This is a genomic window from Azotobacter armeniacus (assembly GCF_054779355.1).
Window position 1 is genome coordinate 34888 of record NZ_BAAGYK010000132.1, and the last position, 16394, is coordinate 51281.

Consider the following 16394-nt stretch of genomic DNA (forward strand, 5'->3'; position numbering starts at 1 on the left):
AGGATCCTGCTAGCCGCCGCGCAGCAGGCGCAGCAGCGCCTCGGCGTCGAGCTTGGCGCTGACCTCGCCGCCCTCCAGCAGGCTGTCGGCCAGATCGCGCTTCTGTCCGTGCAGGGCGAGGATGCGCTCCTCGATGGTGCTCTCCGCCACCAGCCGGTAGATGGTCACCGGCCGCTGCTGGCCCATGCGGTGGGCGCGGTCGCTGGCCTGGTCCTCCACCGCCGGGTTCCACCAGGGATCGAGGTGGATCACGTAGTCGGCGGCGGTCAGGTTGAGGCCGGTGCCACCGGCCTTGAGGCTGATCAGGAAAATGTCGCCGTCGCCGCCCTGGAAGGCATCCACTCGCGCCATGCGCTCCTTCGCCGGGGTCGAACCGTCGAGATACTGATAGCGGATGCCGCGCTCCTCGAGCCAACTGCGGACGATGCTCAGGTGATCGACGAACTGGCTGAACACCAGCGCCTTGTGGCGGCTGTCGAGCAGCTCCTCGACGATCTCGGCGAAGGCCGCCAGCTTGCTGCCGGGCAGGTCGCTATCCGGTACCACCAGGCTGGGATGGCAGCAGAAGCGCCGCAGCCGGGTGATTTCGGTAAGTACCCGCAGCGACTGGCTGCCCTCCTCGCTGGTCTGGCTGAGAGAGTCCAGCGCCTGCTGGCGCATGGCCTCGTAGAGGTGCAGCTCGGCGTCGGAGAGCGGCACCCGGTAGACCACCTCGGTGCGCGCCGGCAGCTCGTCGAGCACCTGACTCTTCAGGCGGCGCAGGATGAACGGCTGGATCAGCGCCTTGAGCGCCTTGCGGGCGCCCTGGTCGCCACGCTCGATGGGCCCGGCGAAGCGCTGGGCGAAATGTTCGCGACTGCCGAGCAGACCGGGGTTGATGAAGCGGAACAGGTTCCACAACTCGCCCAGATGATTCTCCAGCGGTGTGCCGGTGGCGACCAGGCGGAAATCCGCCTGCAGCGCCATGGCCGCCTGGGAGCGCTTGCTGGCGGCGTTCTTGATCGCCTGCGCCTCGTCCAGCACCACGGTAGTCCAGTGCCGGGCGGCGAACGCTTCGGCGTCCTGCTGCAGCAGGCCGTAGCTGGCCACCACCAGGTCGCGCGCCCCCAGCCCGTCCAGGCTGCGACTCTCGCGGTAGGCGTGCAGGCGCAGGGTCGGCGCGAAGCGGATGGTCTCGGCCAGCCAGTTGGGCGTCACCGAGGTCGGTGCCACCACCAGCTGGGGGCCAGCGGCGGAACGGTGCAGCAGCAGAGTGAGGGTCTGCAGGGTCTTGCCCAGACCCATGTCGTCGGCCAGGCAGGCACCAACGCCCCACTTCGCCAGACGCGCCATCCAGTCGAAGCCCTCCAGCTGGTAGTCGCGTAGCTCGGCCTGCAGGGTGCTGGGCACCCGCGGGCGGTAGTCGCGCAGCGATTCGAGGCGGGCCAGGTGCTCCTTCCAAGCGGCGTCGGCCTCGAAGCTGCCCACCTCTTCGGCCAGCTCGGCGAGCAGTGGCGCGGTCAGCGAATTGAGACGCAGGCCCTCATCGCCGTTGCGTTCGGCCAGCCGACCCAACTCCTCCAGGCGCCGCCGCAGGCTGGCATCGAGGGCCAGCCAGTCCTGCTCGCCGAGCCGGACGAAGCGCCCGGGGCTGGCCTGCAGCAGCTTGAGCAACTGGCGCAACTGCAGCACGCGGCCGTCGTCGACGACCACCTCGCCGTCCAGCTCGAACCACTCGCCCTGCTGGCGCAGGCGCAGCTGCAGCTGGTGCAGGCCGGGCTGGGCCTTGATGCGCATGCGTTCGCCCTCCGGCCAGACGCACTCGAGCAGCCCAACGTCCAGCCCCTGCAGCTCGCTCAGCACCTGCAGAGCGGCCTGCGGTTCGGCCAGCTGCCATTCGTGGCCGTCGCTGTCGGCCTCGGCCAGCGCCGGGCAGGCCTGCAGCACCTGCTGCAGCTTCTTGCGCTCGGCTGGCAGGTCGCGGACCGCCTGCTGCGGCCTACCGTCCTGCTCGCCGAGTACACTCTCCGCCCCCTGCCCCGGGCGGAACCAGCTGCCGCTGGCCAGCGGCCGTACCAGCAGCTGCAGGCGCAGGCCTTCCAGCAGCGGCAGCAGGTGGGCGTACAGCTTGCCGTCGGCGGCCACCTTGTCGATATTCACCGCCAGCTCCGGCAGATCCGAGTGAATCGGCAGCAGCGGCGCAATGCTGCCGATGGTTTCCATCAGCTGCGCCTTGGCCGTCTGCGGCACGCTCAGCCCGCCGCCGAGAATGTCAGCGATCTGCTGCGCCTCGCGACCGAGCGGATAGATGACCAGGCGGGTCGGAGTTTCCCTCTCGATGAACAGCCCGTCGCACTCCGCGATCCCTTCGGGGGTCAGCGCCAGATGGATCTGCGAGCCGCGCTGCTGCAGCTGCAGAGCCACGCTACCGGCCAGCAGATCGATACGCACCTCCGGCGCATCGCTCCAGAACAGCGCCGGATGGCCGACCAGATGCGACAGGGCACGCTTGCCGTCGAGCTGGTAACGGATGCCGTAATAGTCACTGTGCATCTGGATCTGCTGGATGACCCGACGGTCCTGCTCCAGCAGGTAGTCGAAGCTGTCGGTCTCCTCGAGCAGGCGCTTGAGCGACACCGCCCGGCCCTTGCTCCACTGGCCCTTGGCGCCGAGCTTCTGCTCGCGCGGCTCGACGCTCGGGACCTGCGAAGCGACGCTGCCGATCATCCAAGCCAGGCGCTGACTGCTCTGCGACTGTGCCGGGGCGTCGCCGCGGGAGCCGGGACGCAGCGCGACCAGCGCGGCGAGAGCATGCTCCCAGAGCTCCTGGCGGCGGTACAGCTCGACCAGCGGGCGCAGCCCCTGGCGCCGGTGCCAGTCCGCCTCCGCCGGGGGCGTGCCGAACTGCCGCTCGAGCAGGGCATCCAGCTCGGCCACCAGCCAGGCGTAGCCCTCCCCAGCCAGATCATCGCCGAATTGCTGCAGGCGCCTCCGCCAGGCGGAGGACACCGGGGCGTCCATCCAGTACAGCGCGATCGCCGTCAGCAGGCCGTCGAAACCGTTCAGCTGCTGCACCCTATAGGCCGGATCGGCGCAGCGCGAGCCCTTGCCCTGGAACTGCTCGAAGAGTTTCTCGAACATCTCGTAGGCAGTGCCGAGGCCCTTCTTCAGCCCCAGCCCCAGCGCCTGGCGCAGCGCCGCATGCTGCTGGCTGTCGCCATCGATCAGCAGGAGCAGGCAGTAGCAGGCGTTGAGCATGGCCGGCAGCTCGACCCGGCGCTTGCGGCTGCCACGCTGGATACGGATGAATTCCTGAATGTGCTCCAGAGCCCGGGCAGATTCCCCGCGCAGCAGACTCTGGAAGATCCTGCCGAACGGCACCCGCTCGTCCCGGCCCAAGGCTTCGAAGCGTGGCCAGTCACCACGCCAGAGCGCCTGCAGAAACAGCTGGAGAATCAGCTCGGCGGACTTCGCCTGGCCGCCATCGAGCAGGGCCAAGCCCTGCCGATAAGCTTCCCCGGCCTCCACCAGCCCGCCGTTGGCGCAGGTCAGGTAGTCCTCCAGCAGTACCTCGCGAACACCCGGAGTAAGCCGGGCGAAGAGCTGCCGGCCGGTTTCGTCGGCCAACAGCTGGCCGCAGGGATGCGGGGGCATGCCGGCCTGCCGCGGCCGTCCCTGCTCCATGCCAAGCAGCAGCTGCGCCAGCTCCGGCACCTCCCCTGCCAGCAGGGCCAGCCAGAGGCCGCGCCACAGGCTCACCGGAAGGCCCGGGCCGGCGACGGCGTGCTCGATCAGTCCGCTGCGCAGCTTCGGCCACCACTGCGGCTCGCCCTGTAGCAGCAGCAGCACCTGGTTGCAGGCTGCCGGGTTCAGCGTGAAGAAGCTGCGCTCGTCGCCGCGCTCCAGCCAGTTCAGACGCTGCAGGGTTTCCAGCATCTCGCCCAGCACCACGCCGTCCATGGCGCGGCTAGCTGTGGCACGCACGCCCAGGCGCTTGAGCTGCTCGAGCAGCGCGGTCTTGTTCCTCGGGGTGGCCAGGAAGAGGACGTAAAGCAGCGCCTTGTAGGCATCGGGAAGGCTGGCGAGGGTCGAGCGGGCGGCAGAGCTGGTCATTAGGAACCCGGAAGCGGCGAAGCAAAAGATTGGCGGAATTTTAACAAGCTAACTCGTCTGTCTGGCGAGAGGCCGACAGCAGCATGATGAAGCTACCCGCAAGTCCTGCGGACAATCGCACGGTTGCCCCCCAGGCCCTGATGCTCGTAGTCTCGGGAGCCAGGCTTTTCATTCACCAAACGATCGGAACCAGCAGTCAGGCAGGCCCACCATGAGCACGAACAAGACCAATATCCCCTATGCCCAGCGCGAACAGGGTTACCGGGAAAAGGCCCTAAAGATGTACCCCTGGATCTGCGGCCGTTGCGGCCGGGAGTTTTCCGGCAAGCGCCTCAGCGAGCTGACAGTCCACCACAAGGACCACAACCACGACAACAACCCCGAGGACGGTTCGAACTGGGAACTGCTCTGCCTGTACTGCCACGACAACGAACATTCACGCTATACCGACAGCCAGTACCAGACCGCTCCCCGTCCCGGCGGCGATCTGGGTCCGAAGACGACCTTCAAGGCCTTCGCGGGTCTCGGGGATTTGCTCAAGGACAAGCAGGACTGACGCCCCCTGTCCGCCCGCCGCGCCTGCTCCTGCCGCCGGAGCGGACGCGACCGTTTCCGTCCGTCGCCGGAAATCAAAATTTCCGATATGACCTCTCGTCCGCCGGACGGACGCGTCCGGCGCCAACCAGCACCCCGAAAAAGTCCCGCTGCTAGACTCAAAAAGGGGACATTTCCCCGCCCCGGCCCCGGCTCTTCTGCCGTGGGCCATCGGTCAATCCTTCGCCGGAAGCTTTTTGCGATGCAACGGGAGGTGAACATGAACCGGCATTACTATGTCAGCGACGACCTGGGCGATTTGGAGCAGGTTGAGCAGGAATTGGAAGCCAGGGGCATCGATACCGAGCAGATCCATGTGCTGAGCGAAAAGGATGCCGAACTCGAACAGCATCACCTGCACAGCGTGCCTTCGATGATGAAGACCGATGTCGTCAAATCCGGCACACGGGGCTTGTACATAGGCTTGCCGCTGGCTGTCCTGGTGCTGGTCGTCGCCTACTTCAGTGACTGGACAAACACGGTCTTCGGTTGGGTGCCCTTCATCTTCCTGGCCCTAATACTGTTCGGCTTCAGCATCTGGGAGGGCGGCTTCTTGGGCTTCCAGAAGAGCAACAGCTACTTCCGTCCCCTGCAGGACAAGCTACGTCAAGGCAAGCACGTGTTTTTCGTGGATGTGGAGCCAGCCCAGGAGTCGGTGCTGGAGCAGGTCATTAGCCATCATCCGAAGCTGGAGGTCGCCGGAACCGGCACAGCCATGCCCCGCTGGATCATGAACGGGGAAAAGAAATGGCACCGTTTCAAAAGCAGGCTCTGACTGCATCGGACTGAAAGGCCAAGTGGAAAAATCAGAAGTTTCTACCTGGATTCAAGGCCTTTTTTGACCGGAACAGTTTCGCCCCTTGCAGACGGGCACAGGCACAGGGGAAAGGAGATCCTCCTCTCCCCTGCAGGCTCCTGCAGGTTGGACAGTGGTTTCGCTTATTTGACCAGCAGCACGGGCACCGCAACCTCATGCACCACGCGCGTGGCGACCGAGCCCATGACCAGATTGGAGAAGTTGCTCATCCCCCGGGTCCCCATCACCACGGTGTCGCAGCCGAGTACCGCGACTGCCTTGGCGATCTCTCCTACCGTCTCGCCCTGCTCCTCGTGGGCGGTGACTTTAAGGCCGTGCCCCTGGAGAAGCTCGAGTCCCTTCGCATTGATCTTGCGCCCATGCTCCCGGGCCGCGTTGACCAAGCTTTCCAGCATGGGGCCGGCGACGTAGTCGCCATACATGATCGGATGCCCCTGCACGTTCAGCAGATGCACCTCCAGATCCGGCAACTGCTTCGCCAGATCTACGAGATAGAGCAACGCGCGCTTAGCGCTTTCGGAACCATCGAACGGAACAAGTACTTTCTTCATGGACTGCACACTCATTGTGCCTAGTGGACGGAAAGGCCCCCGACGGGCCTGGCGCCGCCGGGAACCCTCGCTCAATCAGTGCCTGGGATGCAGGCACTCGTTGAGTTCGTCGACGATCGGCGCCCAGTCGGCGTCATCGAGCATCTCCTCCTTTAGCAACGCGGCCTGCGCAGGTGTCCAGAAGGCCGCCTCCGATACCTTGACCTCCTCGGGCAGCCGGTGGCTGGCGATGAAGGCATCAATGCTGGCTGGGTCGGACTTCAGACCCAGCTGATCGAACAGATCGGACAGACTGTGGTTGGACATTTCCATCTTCCTTCCTCCTCTGTTGCGCTCATGGGAACGTGTATCGCATTTTCTAACCATAGCGGAAAATCCAGCGGCGAACGGTTGATCCAGGACAGCTATGACCTACATCCATCGGCAACGATTGCAGCGCTCCATCCATCAAGCATTCGAGAAAAGGCTAGATGATCCACCGCCAAGAGAGTACAGTGGCCCTACTGTGCTGCATGCGTCACCGCGAAACGATCTGCTTGAATTCCGTTCCGATCCTTTTTCGATTTCTCTTTGCACTCAGTCAACGCCCGGGCCAAGCCGGCTCGGGATTCAACTTTGTCCAAGGAGACAACCCATGTCCAATCGCCAAACCGGCACCGTCAAATGGTTCAATGATGAAAAAGGCTTCGGCTTCATCACCCCGGAAAGCGGCCCCGATCTGTTCGTTCACTATCGCTCCATCCAGAGCGCCGGCTTCAAGAGCCTGCAGGAAGGTCAGCAGGTTTCCTTCGTGGCGGTGAAAGGCCAGAAAGGCATGCAAGCGGATGACGTGCAAGTCGTCTGATCACTTGCGCTGTCAAAGAACCGGCCTTCGGGCCGGTTTTTCATTTTGGGCAATCCACCCTGGCAGAGGAGAAACCATCATGATCACGCGGGTTGCAGGATCGAACAGGAAGGCCAAGCCGGAACCGGCTCAGGAAACCCATGAATCCCTCGACGCCCTGATTTCCGCCTTTCTCCAGGACGGCGGCGAGATTCAGCAGATCGCCAATGGCGTCAGCGGCCAAGTCGCCACGCCACCCAGCCGACACCTCAAGCTCGGCAAGAAGCAATAGCCGCGTGCACTCGCTCAGGATTGCCGATAGCGCACCAGCCGCCGCAGCAGCGGCCGGCCAGCCAGGTGCAGGAACACCGGCGCGCCGGCGATCAGGTAGAAGTAGTAGGTCACGGCGCGCCAGATCAGGATCGCCGCACCGCTGGTCGACTTGCCGACCAGCGGTGCGAGCAGCGCCGCCGAGGCCAGTTCCGCCCCGCCGGCGCCGCCCGGCAGCAGGCTGGCCTGGCCGGCGCTGAGCGCCAGCATCTGCACCAGGAAGGCCCAGGCCCAGGACAGTTCGCTGCCCAGGCCGCGCAGGGTCAGATAGAGCACACTGTAGCGCAGCACCCAGTGCGCGACGCTGAGCAGGAACACGCCGAGCAGCACCGGGCGGGGCAGACTCAGGCTCTGGCGCAGAGCGTTGCGAAAGCGCATCACCTGGCGGGCGTATCTCAGCCGGCGGCGCGGGCTCACCCCCAGGCGCCGCAGCAGCCGGCCGTTGAGGCGGAACATTTGCCGATGAAAGCGGCCGAGCAGGAACAACAGGACGAACACCCCGAGCAGCAGGCCGGCACTGGTGCCGAGCAGCCAGGCGAGGTGTGGGCTCAGGGCATGGGACAGGGCATAGACCAGGATGCCGAGCAGCGCGCAGGCGAACACCAGCAGATCGGTGAGCTGCTCCACCGCGTAGGTGGCGGTGCCCTGCGCCGCCGATACCCCGCGGCGCATCAGCAGGGCCATCAGGGTCAGGGGACCACCGGCGCCGCCCGGCGTCGCACAGATGGCGAATTCGGTGGCCATGATGATGCCCAGCGCGCCGCCTTGGCCGAGCCGATAGCCGGGCAGCAGCAGACGCAGGCGCAGGGCGTTGAGGTTCCAGCAGACCACGATGATGCCGAACATGGCCAGCAGCAGGTTGGCGGGAAAGCTCTGCACCTGCCGCCACAGCCCGCCGCCGCCCAGTAGAAGGGGAATCATCAGGGCCACTAACAGGCCACCCAGCAGCAGCCACAGGCCACGGCTCATGCGGCGGTACTCGTCGGCAGGCGCGGGAGCTGCCGGTCCAGCCAGCCGATCTTGGTCAGCGGCTGGCGCCCCTCCTCCAGCAGACGCATGAGCAGCTCCACCCAGTAGCGGCGGGAGAACTCATGACGCATGTCCACCGGATGCAGCCCCAGGCGCAGCAATGGTGCCTGCCGATAACAGGCGGCAAGGCCCGCGCAGACCAGCCGGGATAGCCCGCGGCGCCAGCGGCTGCGGGCGCTCCAGGTCAGGCCGGGGGCATCGATGGCCTGGAAATCCGGCAGCCGGTAGAGATAGCGCAGGTCGCTGGTATAGCTCAGCGGGGTTTCCCGCAGGGCCAGACGGGTGCCCTCGCTCATCAGCCAGGAGGGGGCGACGAAGCCGTGCAGCGGCCAGCCGAAACGGCGGAACACCTCCATGCCCTGCTCCAGGCGTTGCCGCGCCTGTGCCTGATCAAGCCGGTAGAACTCACCCTCATGGGTGTAGACGCGGCGCATCAGCCACTCCCCAGGGGTTCGCGGCGGCGGTGCGTCGTCATGGTGGTGATAACCGTGCAGGACCAGCTCGTCACCGCGCGCCAGCCGCGCGTCGAGCCGCTGGCGCAGGTCGGCGTGGGCTGTCAACGGCTGGCGGTGATGGAAATCCGGCACTACCAGCCAGGTGATGGGCACCTTGCCCAAGGCGTCCACCGCAGCGATGAAATCCTCGTAGTCGGCCCAGGTTTGCGGGGCGACGTCATGCAGTACCAGCAATAGATGGCTTTCAGACATTTACGGCGACCGGCAACTCGGCCGTGCCCAGCACGGCATGGTAATGGGCGAGCAGGCCGGCGACCACGGCATCCCACGCATGGTGAGCCTCGACGTGCTGGCGCGCCTGACGTCCCAGCCGCTCGACACCGCCCTCGAACAGCTCGCGCACGGTCGCGGCCATCGCCCGCGCATCGTTGGGCCGGCACAGGCGTCCGGCACTGAACGGCACAATTTCGGCCAGCGCCCCGGCGCGCGCGGCGACCACCGGAATGCCGCAGGCCATTGCCTCCAGCACCACCAGACCGAAGGTTTCCTGGTCGCCGGCGTGCAGCAGCACGTCACTGCTGGCCATCAGCCGGGCGACCGCGGCGGCCGGCTGGAATTGATTGATCACCGTGACGTTGTCCGGCACCCGCCGCGGCATGTCGGCGCCGACCAGCAGCAGATGGTAGGGATCGCGGAGGCGCCGGGCGGTCTCCAGCAAGATGTGCAGGTTCTTCTCGCGCGCCCCGCGGCCGGCGAAGACCATCAGCCGGGTTTCCTCGCGAAGCCCCAGCTCACGCTTCAGGCCCGGATCGCGACGCGCCGGCTGGAAGACCTCCAGGTCGACGCCCAGGGGCTGCACGAATACGTCCTGCACACCCAGGCGCAGCAGCTTCTCCGCCATGATCCGGCTGGGTGCCAGCACCCGGTCGAACTGGCCGTAGAGGCGCGCCACGTAATCATTCATCCGGCCGCCGCACCAAGTGCCGACGCGCTTGGTGGCCAGCCGCGGCAAGTCCGAGTGATAGAAGCCGATCACCGGGACGCCCAGACGTCGGCCGGCGTCCAATGCAGCCCAGGCGGTCAGGTAGGGATCGCCGACTTCGATCAGGTCGGGCTGCAGGCGCTGCAGCTGGAGGCGCCAGGGCGCGCGGCGCAGGGGGAAGCGATAGCCCTTGCCGAACGGCAGCAGGGGCGAGGGAACCTCATAGATGCCGGCCTGCTCACGGTAGTCGGCACCGGGCACCAGCACGCTGTGGCGTACCCCGGAGTACAACCGCAGACGACGGTGCTTGGCCTCCAGATAGGTCCGCACGCCGCCGCTGGCGGGGGCATAGAACATGGTCATATCAGCAATGTGCACGAGCTTCCTCCGTCCCAAGGTCTTCGGAGCGGACCGCCTCGGCTGCGGCGGGAAGTCCCGCCCACAGACAAGCGGTCCCGCCAAGAAAACCGCAGTACTGTAACAAAAGATAGCCGCTGCCTGTTCCAACGTCAGGAAATAGACCAAGACAATCACATGAGCAACTTTCTCCCCTCTCCCATTCATGGGAGAGAGGCCGGAGGAGAGGGCAAATGAGCAACAATGGCCTGTTTTCCCTCTCCCCAGCCCTCCCGGGCGCGGGAGAGGGAGTGAACGACTGCACCTGCCCTTCATGCGATTACCCTGGCAAATCGCCCCCCGGCAGATACGAGCGAACGGCACTCCCGGGCGCTGCAGCGAAACGGGAGCACCGCTGTAGACAAACCCGAACGATCCGGAGTTTCCGCGGCCGCGCAGGGAGGCGTTGTCACTGATAAAGACACTACAGAGCCAGGCGGGCTTTGGCATGACTGGCGTCCGGAGGACGCCGTGCGCAAGAAAGGGAGCCGCACCGACGCGTCTCGCCTGAGGGAGTGGCCGTCCATGGCCGGTGGATCAGCTGTCGAGGCCCGTCGATGCGCGGGGAGCCTTCATCGGCGGCGGCAAGGCCCGGTCAAGCCAGCTGGACATTGCCAGACAGGCGTTTACGGGCCGCCAGGGGATGGTTCGAGAATGGCTTGAAGCGTTCGAATCCAACGACGATCAGAGCGCCTCCGGCATGCTGGAACTCCTCCCTAAGATGGCTCAGAAACTCCATGAAAGTGTGATCCACCAGATGGGCTCCCGAGAAGTCCATCATCACCTTCGTGCTGCGGTCCAATTGGCTGAAGAACTTCTTGAAGCCCAGCAGGTTGGAAAAGATCGCCGCCCCCCTGACCTCGATCAGGTCTTCGCCCTCATGCCGGGAATACTCATAGCGGGCCTTGAAGAAGTTGCCGAGCGGAACCCGATGCACCAGGTTGAGTGCCATCTTCGTGGCGATGCCGGCCCCGACGCCGATCAACAGGTCGGTGGACAGCGTCACCAGCACGGTCGCCATGAAGATAAGCAGCTGTTCTGGCCCGATGCGATAGACCTTGAAGAACTCATGGGGCGAGGCCAGCCGGTAACCTACGGCGATCAGCAGCGCCGCCAGTGCTGCATTGGGAATCATCTCGATGACCGGAATGAATAGCAGCATGGCGACGAACAGGAACAGGCCGTGGAAGAAGTTGCTCCAGCGGCTGCGGGCGCCGAAGGTGGCGTTCGCCGAGCTGCGGGCTACCTCGGAAATCATCGGCAAACCGCCCAGCAACCCGGACAGGGCGTTCCCCGCCCCTACCGCGACCAGGTCCTTGTTGAAGTTCGAGGCCCTTTTCCAGGGGTCCAGTCCATCGATGGCCTTGACCGTCAGCAGGGACTCCAGGCTGCCGATGAAGAGGAACATGAGAACGTATTTCCAGAACACCGCGGTTCCGATCAGGGAAAAGTCCACGTTCAACCCGACATTGGCCCAGAAGCTGCCGATGGTCACCATGTCGAACACCGGCTCGGTGTGCCTGAAGTCCATGAGCAGGGCCATGGGCACAGTCACCAGCAGGACGAGCATCGGTGCCGGGATCCTCTTCAGGCCGGGAATCTTCAGGAAAGGCATGCCGAAGATGATCGCCAGGCTGACGACGCCCACCAGGGCCACGTGGGAGTCGGCATGCATGATCGAGGCGGGAATCCGCTCGAACAGCTCGATGAGTTCGAGACCCTTGAGGGTGGCCGGATCGATGCCGAGCAACACGTGAATCTGCTTGGCGAAGATGATCAGGCCGATCGCCGCCAGCATGCCGTGCACGACCGAGTGAGGAAAGAAGTCGCTCAGGGAGCCGAAGCGGAGGAACCCGAAAACCATCTGAATCAGGGCTGCCACGAAAATCGCCCCGAGCGCCAGGTGCCAGCCTTCGGCGCCACCGCCGAACTCCACGACGGCACCGGCACAGATGGTGATCAGGCCGGCGGCCGGTCCCTTGATGGTGAGTCGCGAGCCGGCGAACAGACTGACGAACAGGCCGCCGATCATGGCGGTCAGCACGCCCATGGCCGGGGGAAACTCGCTCGCCTTGGCGATGCCGAGACTCAGAGGGAGCGCCAGCAGGAATACCAGAAAACCCGACACCATATCGCTGCGCCAGTTTTGTTTGAGGCCTTTCAGGCCATCTTCGGGAATTGCACGCGCTTTCATAAGGCAATGACTCCTTTTTTAATGTTTACCTGCGTTTTCAATTGCTTGGGGATAAATACCTCTATTCAAACTCCGGCAGTGGATCAGGAAGACTTGTACGGCACTTCATACACCGACTTGGAGTGCGGTCCGAGAAACACCCGTGCGTAGATACGAATGATCGACAAACCGACCACGATGAAACTGAAACTGGTCAAAAAGGCCAGCCCGACCTGCCCTTCCTTGATATGCGCGAACATCAGGTCTTCACCGATGAAAGTGGGACTGATCGGAAAGCCGGTCGCGCACAGACAACACAGCAGAAACACAAAGGCGATTTTCGGGTGATGCCGGGAATGCCCATGGAATCGATCGAGATCGATATCTCCTTCGAGATGCTTGAGTCGCCGCAGGCACAGGAAACCGATAACGCCAGCCAGTGCGACACCGCTCAAATAGATATAACTTTCGCTGAAGTCAAAGTTGGCGTTGAAGGAAGTGGCCAGGGCAATCCAGAAATGCGTCATGATCGCCAGGAGCCACGTCATCCGGGCACGCTTGCGTTCGGTAAAGGACTTGAGCACAAGCACCGCTGCCATCACTGAAAAGATCAGGGGTAGCACTTCCGTGACCATTCCGGGAAGTGCCTCGCGGTTGTAGACAAAATACAAACCCAGTAGATAAAACGGCACGAAAATGCCGACGACCCGCCAGAAAGTCAGAAAGTCCAGATACCGCCCCATGCCTTTCATGGGATTCCACAACTTGCGATACATGAAGGCGTCAAGATCGAACTCCCGCACCGAGAGCATGTAGAGGGAATACCTGAACTTCTTGGGCAGCAGCCATTTGCCATGGTGAGCCCTGGGCACGAAGTTGTAGAACTGCTCGCGAATCAGATAGGTCACCACCGACGGGGAAACCAGCAGCTGATAGGTGCGCAGGAAGGCATTCCCGGCAAAGTGCACCAGGGCCAGAGTGTCGAAGCCGGCGGCGATCTCGATGAAGATCAGGCCGATCTGGACAATGGAGGCATAGGCGATCTGGCTCTTGATGGCCGATTGCGAGCGGGCGATCACCGTCGCGACGATGCTGGTGGCGAACCCCAGCAGGCCAATGACGAGGCAGACGAACAACTGCTCCCGCCAGAGCGGCGCGGTGCGCAGCAGCAGGAAGACCCCGATGTGCACCGACAGGGAGCCGTAGAAGATGGCGCTTGACGGCGTCGGTCCCTCCATGGCCCGCGGCAGCCAGCTGGAAAAGGGCAGCTGCGCCGATTTGGCGGCGGCGGCCATCAGAATCATGAGCCCAATGAAGACGCCGACGAACGAGTGCGGCTGGAGATGCTCGAGCACGAAGGCTTGATTTTCGAGCATGTGGAAAGTGACGTTCTCGTGGAAGAGGTTGTGCATCATCCACATGGCCAGCAACAGGCCAACATCGCCGATCCGGTAGATGGAAAACACCTTGACGGCGTTCTTCACCGGCAGATAGCGGTCCCGGTAGAAAGCAATCAGCAGGAACGAGGTGATCCCCAGCACTTCCCAGCCGGTAAACATGGTTTCCATGTTTCCGGAAAACACCACCATGTTGTAGCCGGCATAGAAGAACAGCACCGTGCTGAAGAAGCGCTTGTAGCCCGCCTCGCGGTGCATGTAATGGCGGCTGTAGAGCAGCACCAGGAAGGTCAGGAACGCGCCGACGAACACGTAGGTCGCGGTGATCCGGTCGAACAGGAAATCGATATAGAACTCGTAATTTTCCGTCTGGAACAGGACGAAATCCTTCAGCTCCAAGGTGGGAAAGCCGTTGAACGCCCAATACACCAGGAACAGCTTGAAGCCGGCCAGATGGGCGCCGACCGTGATGAGGGCGGTGCGGGAAATCCGCGTCTCGTCCCGTTCCGGGTGCGTCAGGCTGATCAGGAATCCGAGCAGCGGTAGAAAGATGAAGATCTGCAGTACGGAGGCCATGGCAGTTCCCTAGCTCAGCGCGAGGACAGGCAGGTTGTCTGCCTGGGTTTCGAAGAGTTTCTCGAGGTCCGCGGCGACATCGATCCGTTCGGTCAGGGGGCGATAGGGCTCGAAGCCACCGTCCTTGAAGCGGAACAGCTCATGGGTCTCGGGGCTGGCGACCACCAGATTGAGCCATTCGTTGACGAACCACTCGTAGGTGGCCGGCTGCTGCTGGATGGTCTGCAGGACCACTTCCGGGAAATGCTCGACGATGATCATCATCCGCACCGGGTTGTGCACCTCGATCATCTGGCTCGGCAAGCCGGGACGCAGGTCGCCGTCGTTGCCATTGGCCACCCCGATCAGCCCCATCACGTTGTGCGGCAGCTTGCTGCCGGCCCCCAGCTTCTGGTTGTCCACGTGGGAGAAGAAATATTCCAGGTTGATTCCGCCGCAGACCGGCGCCGCGGCGCGCAGGATACCGAGCAGGAACTTCCCATCCGGGTCGATGCGGTAGTCGTAGGAGTTGAGGAACGAGCGCCGGTCGAGGAACAGCTTGCGGCTGAGCGCCCGGCGCCCGACGATGCACAGGGCATTGGTCGCATGGTTCAGCTCGGGACGCGGCTCGAACAGCGATACGGAGCGCGCCTTGACCGCCTCATGCACCTGCTCCGACGGCTGCTGGCTGTCGGTCAGCTCGAAGCGGCGCGAGCGCTCCTTGGCATTGCGCGCCAGGGCCTTGTCGAAGATGGCCACGTTGGCCTGGTGCCGGGAGCGGTTCTCCACATCGAGCGAAGACTCGTCGTAGAAGGCGATCTCGTCGCGGGTGGTGTCGTGCAGCGCGCCGACGAACTGCGTCCCTTCGGGAATCGCGATCCCCTTGCCGGCCAGTATCCGCCGCACCTCGGGATGGTTGAGCATGAAGCAGATCACCCGCGCATTCACCGAGCCCGGCCGGCCCGAGCAGGCACCGCAGTCGTAGGCGGCATAGTGCGGGTTGTTGGTGTTGCTCGCCCCGTGTCCGACCACGTAGACGATGGGCGCGAAATCCCGGATCAGGCCGATGCTGCCCAGCAGGTTCTCCGCGCGCAGGGCCATCTCCTCGAGGGTGAAGCCGATCTGCAGGCCTTCCTCGCGGTCGTCCGGCGAGCGGTTCTCGATGGTCAGGCGGGACATGCGATCCATGTGCCGGAAGGAGGAGGCGCTCAAGGGGCTTGCCGAGGGCTTGAAGAGGTTGTCGAAGAGCTTGACGGCCGACCAGAAGCCGAGGGTCTGCGAGAACACCCAGCCGCCGAAGAGGTCGTGGGAATGCTTGCTGAAGTGCAGCTCGGCCTTGCGCCTGTTCTGGCTGCCGGTTTCCTTGATCAGGTACTTGGGATCGATCGGCCCCGGACAGACCTTGGAATGGGACTTCGCATTCTCCGGCTTGAAATAGAACTCCACGCCGAAGAATCCCGGCGTCCCATAGGTTTCGCAGTGCAGATCGAGACTTTCGAGATGTCGACGGAACGAGCAAATCCGGTCGTCGATGCAGAACAGGCCCTGGAAGGTTTTGCTCTGCAGCACCGGACTTTCCGAAGGCTGGCGCTGGAGGGCGCTCAGCACGGGATCGTAGAAGCTCCACTCCAGCGCCTCCTGCCAGATCGACAGGACCTCGTGCAGTTCGGTCTTGGGCACTTCCGCCAGGATATCCAGCGGCTCGCCGGCCATGTCCGCCGCCAGGGGGCTCCAGCCTTCAGCAAAATGGTCGTCGAGCGCATCGATTTCGAGGAGCAGCTCGAAAATGATCAGTTCGCGCAGGGATATCTTGCGGCTGTCGATCAGGGTATGCGGCTGCGCCTCGATCACCGAGACGATGCCCGACCAGCCGGGATGGGCGAATTGCTGGTCGAACAGGTAATGCCTGAACAGCGCCGTGTCGCTCACCAGGAGCGTCAGCAGATCCTCGATGGAGCAGTCCTGTTCGAGCAGCAGCTTGCGTGCGCGCTTCCCACGGAAAAAACTGGTCAGGCTGTGGCCTTCCAGTTCCCGGAGCGCATTCAGGAAACCTTCGCCGTTCGCCGGAAAGGCCCATATCGAGATGCCCTGATCCAGATACTAATCTTTTAAAAAGTAATGTCATGCTGCTGTATATCGGCAGTCCGGGTGGCGGAAAAACGATCTCACCAGCTCCGGCAACTTCTGGATTCTGCGCAGC

General features: G+C 63.8%; 12 protein-coding genes and 1 pseudogene. 4 read left to right on the forward strand and 9 right to left on the reverse strand.

The window, feature by feature from the left end:
• Window positions 1–9: 9 nt before the first annotated feature.
• A complete protein-coding gene (locus ACYVD0_RS17670) occupies window positions 10–4092 on the reverse strand; it encodes an SNF2-related protein (protein WP_460428024.1) in 4083 nt (1360 codons plus the stop codon).
• A 211-nt stretch (window positions 4093–4303) separates the two neighbouring features.
• Between ACYVD0_RS17670 and ACYVD0_RS17675 the strand changes: the two genes are divergently transcribed.
• Both ACYVD0_RS17675 and ACYVD0_RS17680 read left to right on the forward strand, forming a co-directional pair.
• Complete coding sequence (locus ACYVD0_RS17675) at window positions 4304–4648, forward strand: HNH endonuclease signature motif containing protein (RefSeq protein WP_460428025.1); 345 nt, start codon at window positions 4304–4306, stop codon at window positions 4646–4648.
• A 258-nt stretch (window positions 4649–4906) separates the two neighbouring features.
• Window positions 4907–5461 carry a magnesium transporter gene (locus ACYVD0_RS17680; protein ID WP_460428026.1) on the forward strand — a complete coding sequence of 185 codons (555 nt, stop codon included), beginning with the start codon at window positions 4907–4909 and terminating at the stop codon, window positions 5459–5461.
• A gap of 164 nt (window positions 5462–5625) precedes the next feature.
• Here ACYVD0_RS17680 and ACYVD0_RS17685 read toward each other — a convergent pair whose 3' ends face one another.
• Together ACYVD0_RS17685 and ACYVD0_RS17690 are read right to left on the reverse strand one after the other, a co-directional pair.
• Window positions 5626–6054 (reverse strand): universal stress protein, encoded by a 429-nt coding sequence (locus ACYVD0_RS17685; protein WP_460428027.1) that lies wholly within the window; start codon window positions 6052–6054, stop codon window positions 5626–5628.
• A gap of 75 nt (window positions 6055–6129) precedes the next feature.
• The gene (locus tag ACYVD0_RS17690) at window positions 6130–6366 is read right to left on the reverse strand and encodes a DUF2789 domain-containing protein (RefSeq protein ID WP_460428028.1); all 237 of its coding nucleotides are present in this window, start codon (window positions 6364–6366) and stop codon (window positions 6130–6132) included.
• A gap of 322 nt (window positions 6367–6688) precedes the next feature.
• On the opposite strand from ACYVD0_RS17690, the gene ACYVD0_RS17695 reads away from it, so the two are divergent.
• Window positions 6689–6898 carry a cold-shock protein gene (locus ACYVD0_RS17695; protein WP_460428029.1) on the forward strand — a complete coding sequence of 70 codons (210 nt, stop codon included), beginning with the start codon at window positions 6689–6691 and terminating at the stop codon, window positions 6896–6898.
• Between the two features lie 79 nt (window positions 6899–6977).
• Complete coding sequence (locus ACYVD0_RS17700; protein WP_460428030.1) at window positions 6978–7169, forward strand: hypothetical protein; 192 nt, start codon at window positions 6978–6980, stop codon at window positions 7167–7169.
• Between the two features lie 14 nt (window positions 7170–7183).
• Here the strand turns inward: ACYVD0_RS17700 and ACYVD0_RS17705 are convergent, their stop codons facing one another.
• From ACYVD0_RS17705 to ACYVD0_RS17730, 6 genes and pseudogenes are all read right to left on the reverse strand, one after another.
• Window positions 7184–8176 (reverse strand): lysylphosphatidylglycerol synthase transmembrane domain-containing protein, encoded by a 993-nt coding sequence (locus ACYVD0_RS17705; RefSeq protein WP_460428031.1) that lies wholly within the window; start codon window positions 8174–8176, stop codon window positions 7184–7186.
• The gene (locus ACYVD0_RS17710; RefSeq protein WP_460428032.1) at window positions 8173–8943 is read right to left on the reverse strand and encodes a DUF2334 domain-containing protein; all 771 of its coding nucleotides are present in this window, start codon (window positions 8941–8943) and stop codon (window positions 8173–8175) included. The genes ACYVD0_RS17705 and ACYVD0_RS17710 overlap by 4 nt, the downstream gene beginning before the upstream one ends.
• On the reverse strand, window positions 8936–10051 hold the full coding sequence (locus tag ACYVD0_RS17715; protein WP_460428033.1) for a glycosyltransferase family 4 protein: 1116 nt from the start codon (window positions 10049–10051) through the stop codon (window positions 8936–8938). The genes ACYVD0_RS17710 and ACYVD0_RS17715 overlap by 8 nt, the downstream gene beginning before the upstream one ends.
• Window positions 10052–10664: 613 nt before the next feature.
• Window positions 10665–12263 (reverse strand): SulP family inorganic anion transporter, encoded by a 1599-nt coding sequence (locus ACYVD0_RS17720; protein WP_460428034.1) that lies wholly within the window; start codon window positions 12261–12263, stop codon window positions 10665–10667.
• A gap of 83 nt (window positions 12264–12346) precedes the next feature.
• The gene (locus ACYVD0_RS17725; RefSeq protein ID WP_460428035.1) at window positions 12347–14038 is read right to left on the reverse strand and encodes a proton-conducting transporter transmembrane domain-containing protein; all 1692 of its coding nucleotides are present in this window, start codon (window positions 14036–14038) and stop codon (window positions 12347–12349) included.
• Window positions 14039–14224: 186 nt separating this feature from the next.
• A pseudogene (locus tag ACYVD0_RS17730) lies at window positions 14225–16294 on the reverse strand (YbcC family protein); the annotation flags it as partial.
• Window positions 16295–16394: the final 100 nt, after the last annotated feature.

What these genes read in the sequence shown, in the direction of transcription:
- ACYVD0_RS17695 (WP_460428029.1), top strand. Translation starts at nt 6,689, where the DNA reads ATGTCCAATCGCCAAACCGGCACCGTCAAATGGTTCAATGATGAAAAA.
- ACYVD0_RS17685 (WP_460428027.1), bottom strand. Translation starts at nt 6,054, where the DNA reads ATGAAGAAAGTACTTGTTCCGTTCGATGGTTCCGAAAGCGCTAAGCGC.
- ACYVD0_RS17705 (WP_460428031.1), bottom strand. Translation starts at nt 8,176, where the DNA reads ATGAGCCGTGGCCTGTGGCTGCTGCTGGGTGGCCTGTTAGTGGCCCTG.
- ACYVD0_RS17690 (WP_460428028.1), bottom strand. Translation starts at nt 6,366, where the DNA reads ATGGAAATGTCCAACCACAGTCTGTCCGATCTGTTCGATCAGCTGGGT.
- ACYVD0_RS17675 (WP_460428025.1), top strand. Translation starts at nt 4,304, where the DNA reads ATGAGCACGAACAAGACCAATATCCCCTATGCCCAGCGCGAACAGGGT.
- ACYVD0_RS17720 (WP_460428034.1), bottom strand. Translation starts at nt 12,263, where the DNA reads ATGAAAGCGCGTGCAATTCCCGAAGATGGCCTGAAAGGCCTCAAACAA.
- ACYVD0_RS17680 (WP_460428026.1), top strand. Translation starts at nt 4,907, where the DNA reads ATGAACCGGCATTACTATGTCAGCGACGACCTGGGCGATTTGGAGCAG.
- ACYVD0_RS17670 (WP_460428024.1), bottom strand. Translation starts at nt 4,092, where the DNA reads ATGACCAGCTCTGCCGCCCGCTCGACCCTCGCCAGCCTTCCCGATGCC.
- ACYVD0_RS17700 (WP_460428030.1), top strand. Translation starts at nt 6,978, where the DNA reads ATGATCACGCGGGTTGCAGGATCGAACAGGAAGGCCAAGCCGGAACCG.
- ACYVD0_RS17710 (WP_460428032.1), bottom strand. Translation starts at nt 8,943, where the DNA reads ATGTCTGAAAGCCATCTATTGCTGGTACTGCATGACGTCGCCCCGCAA.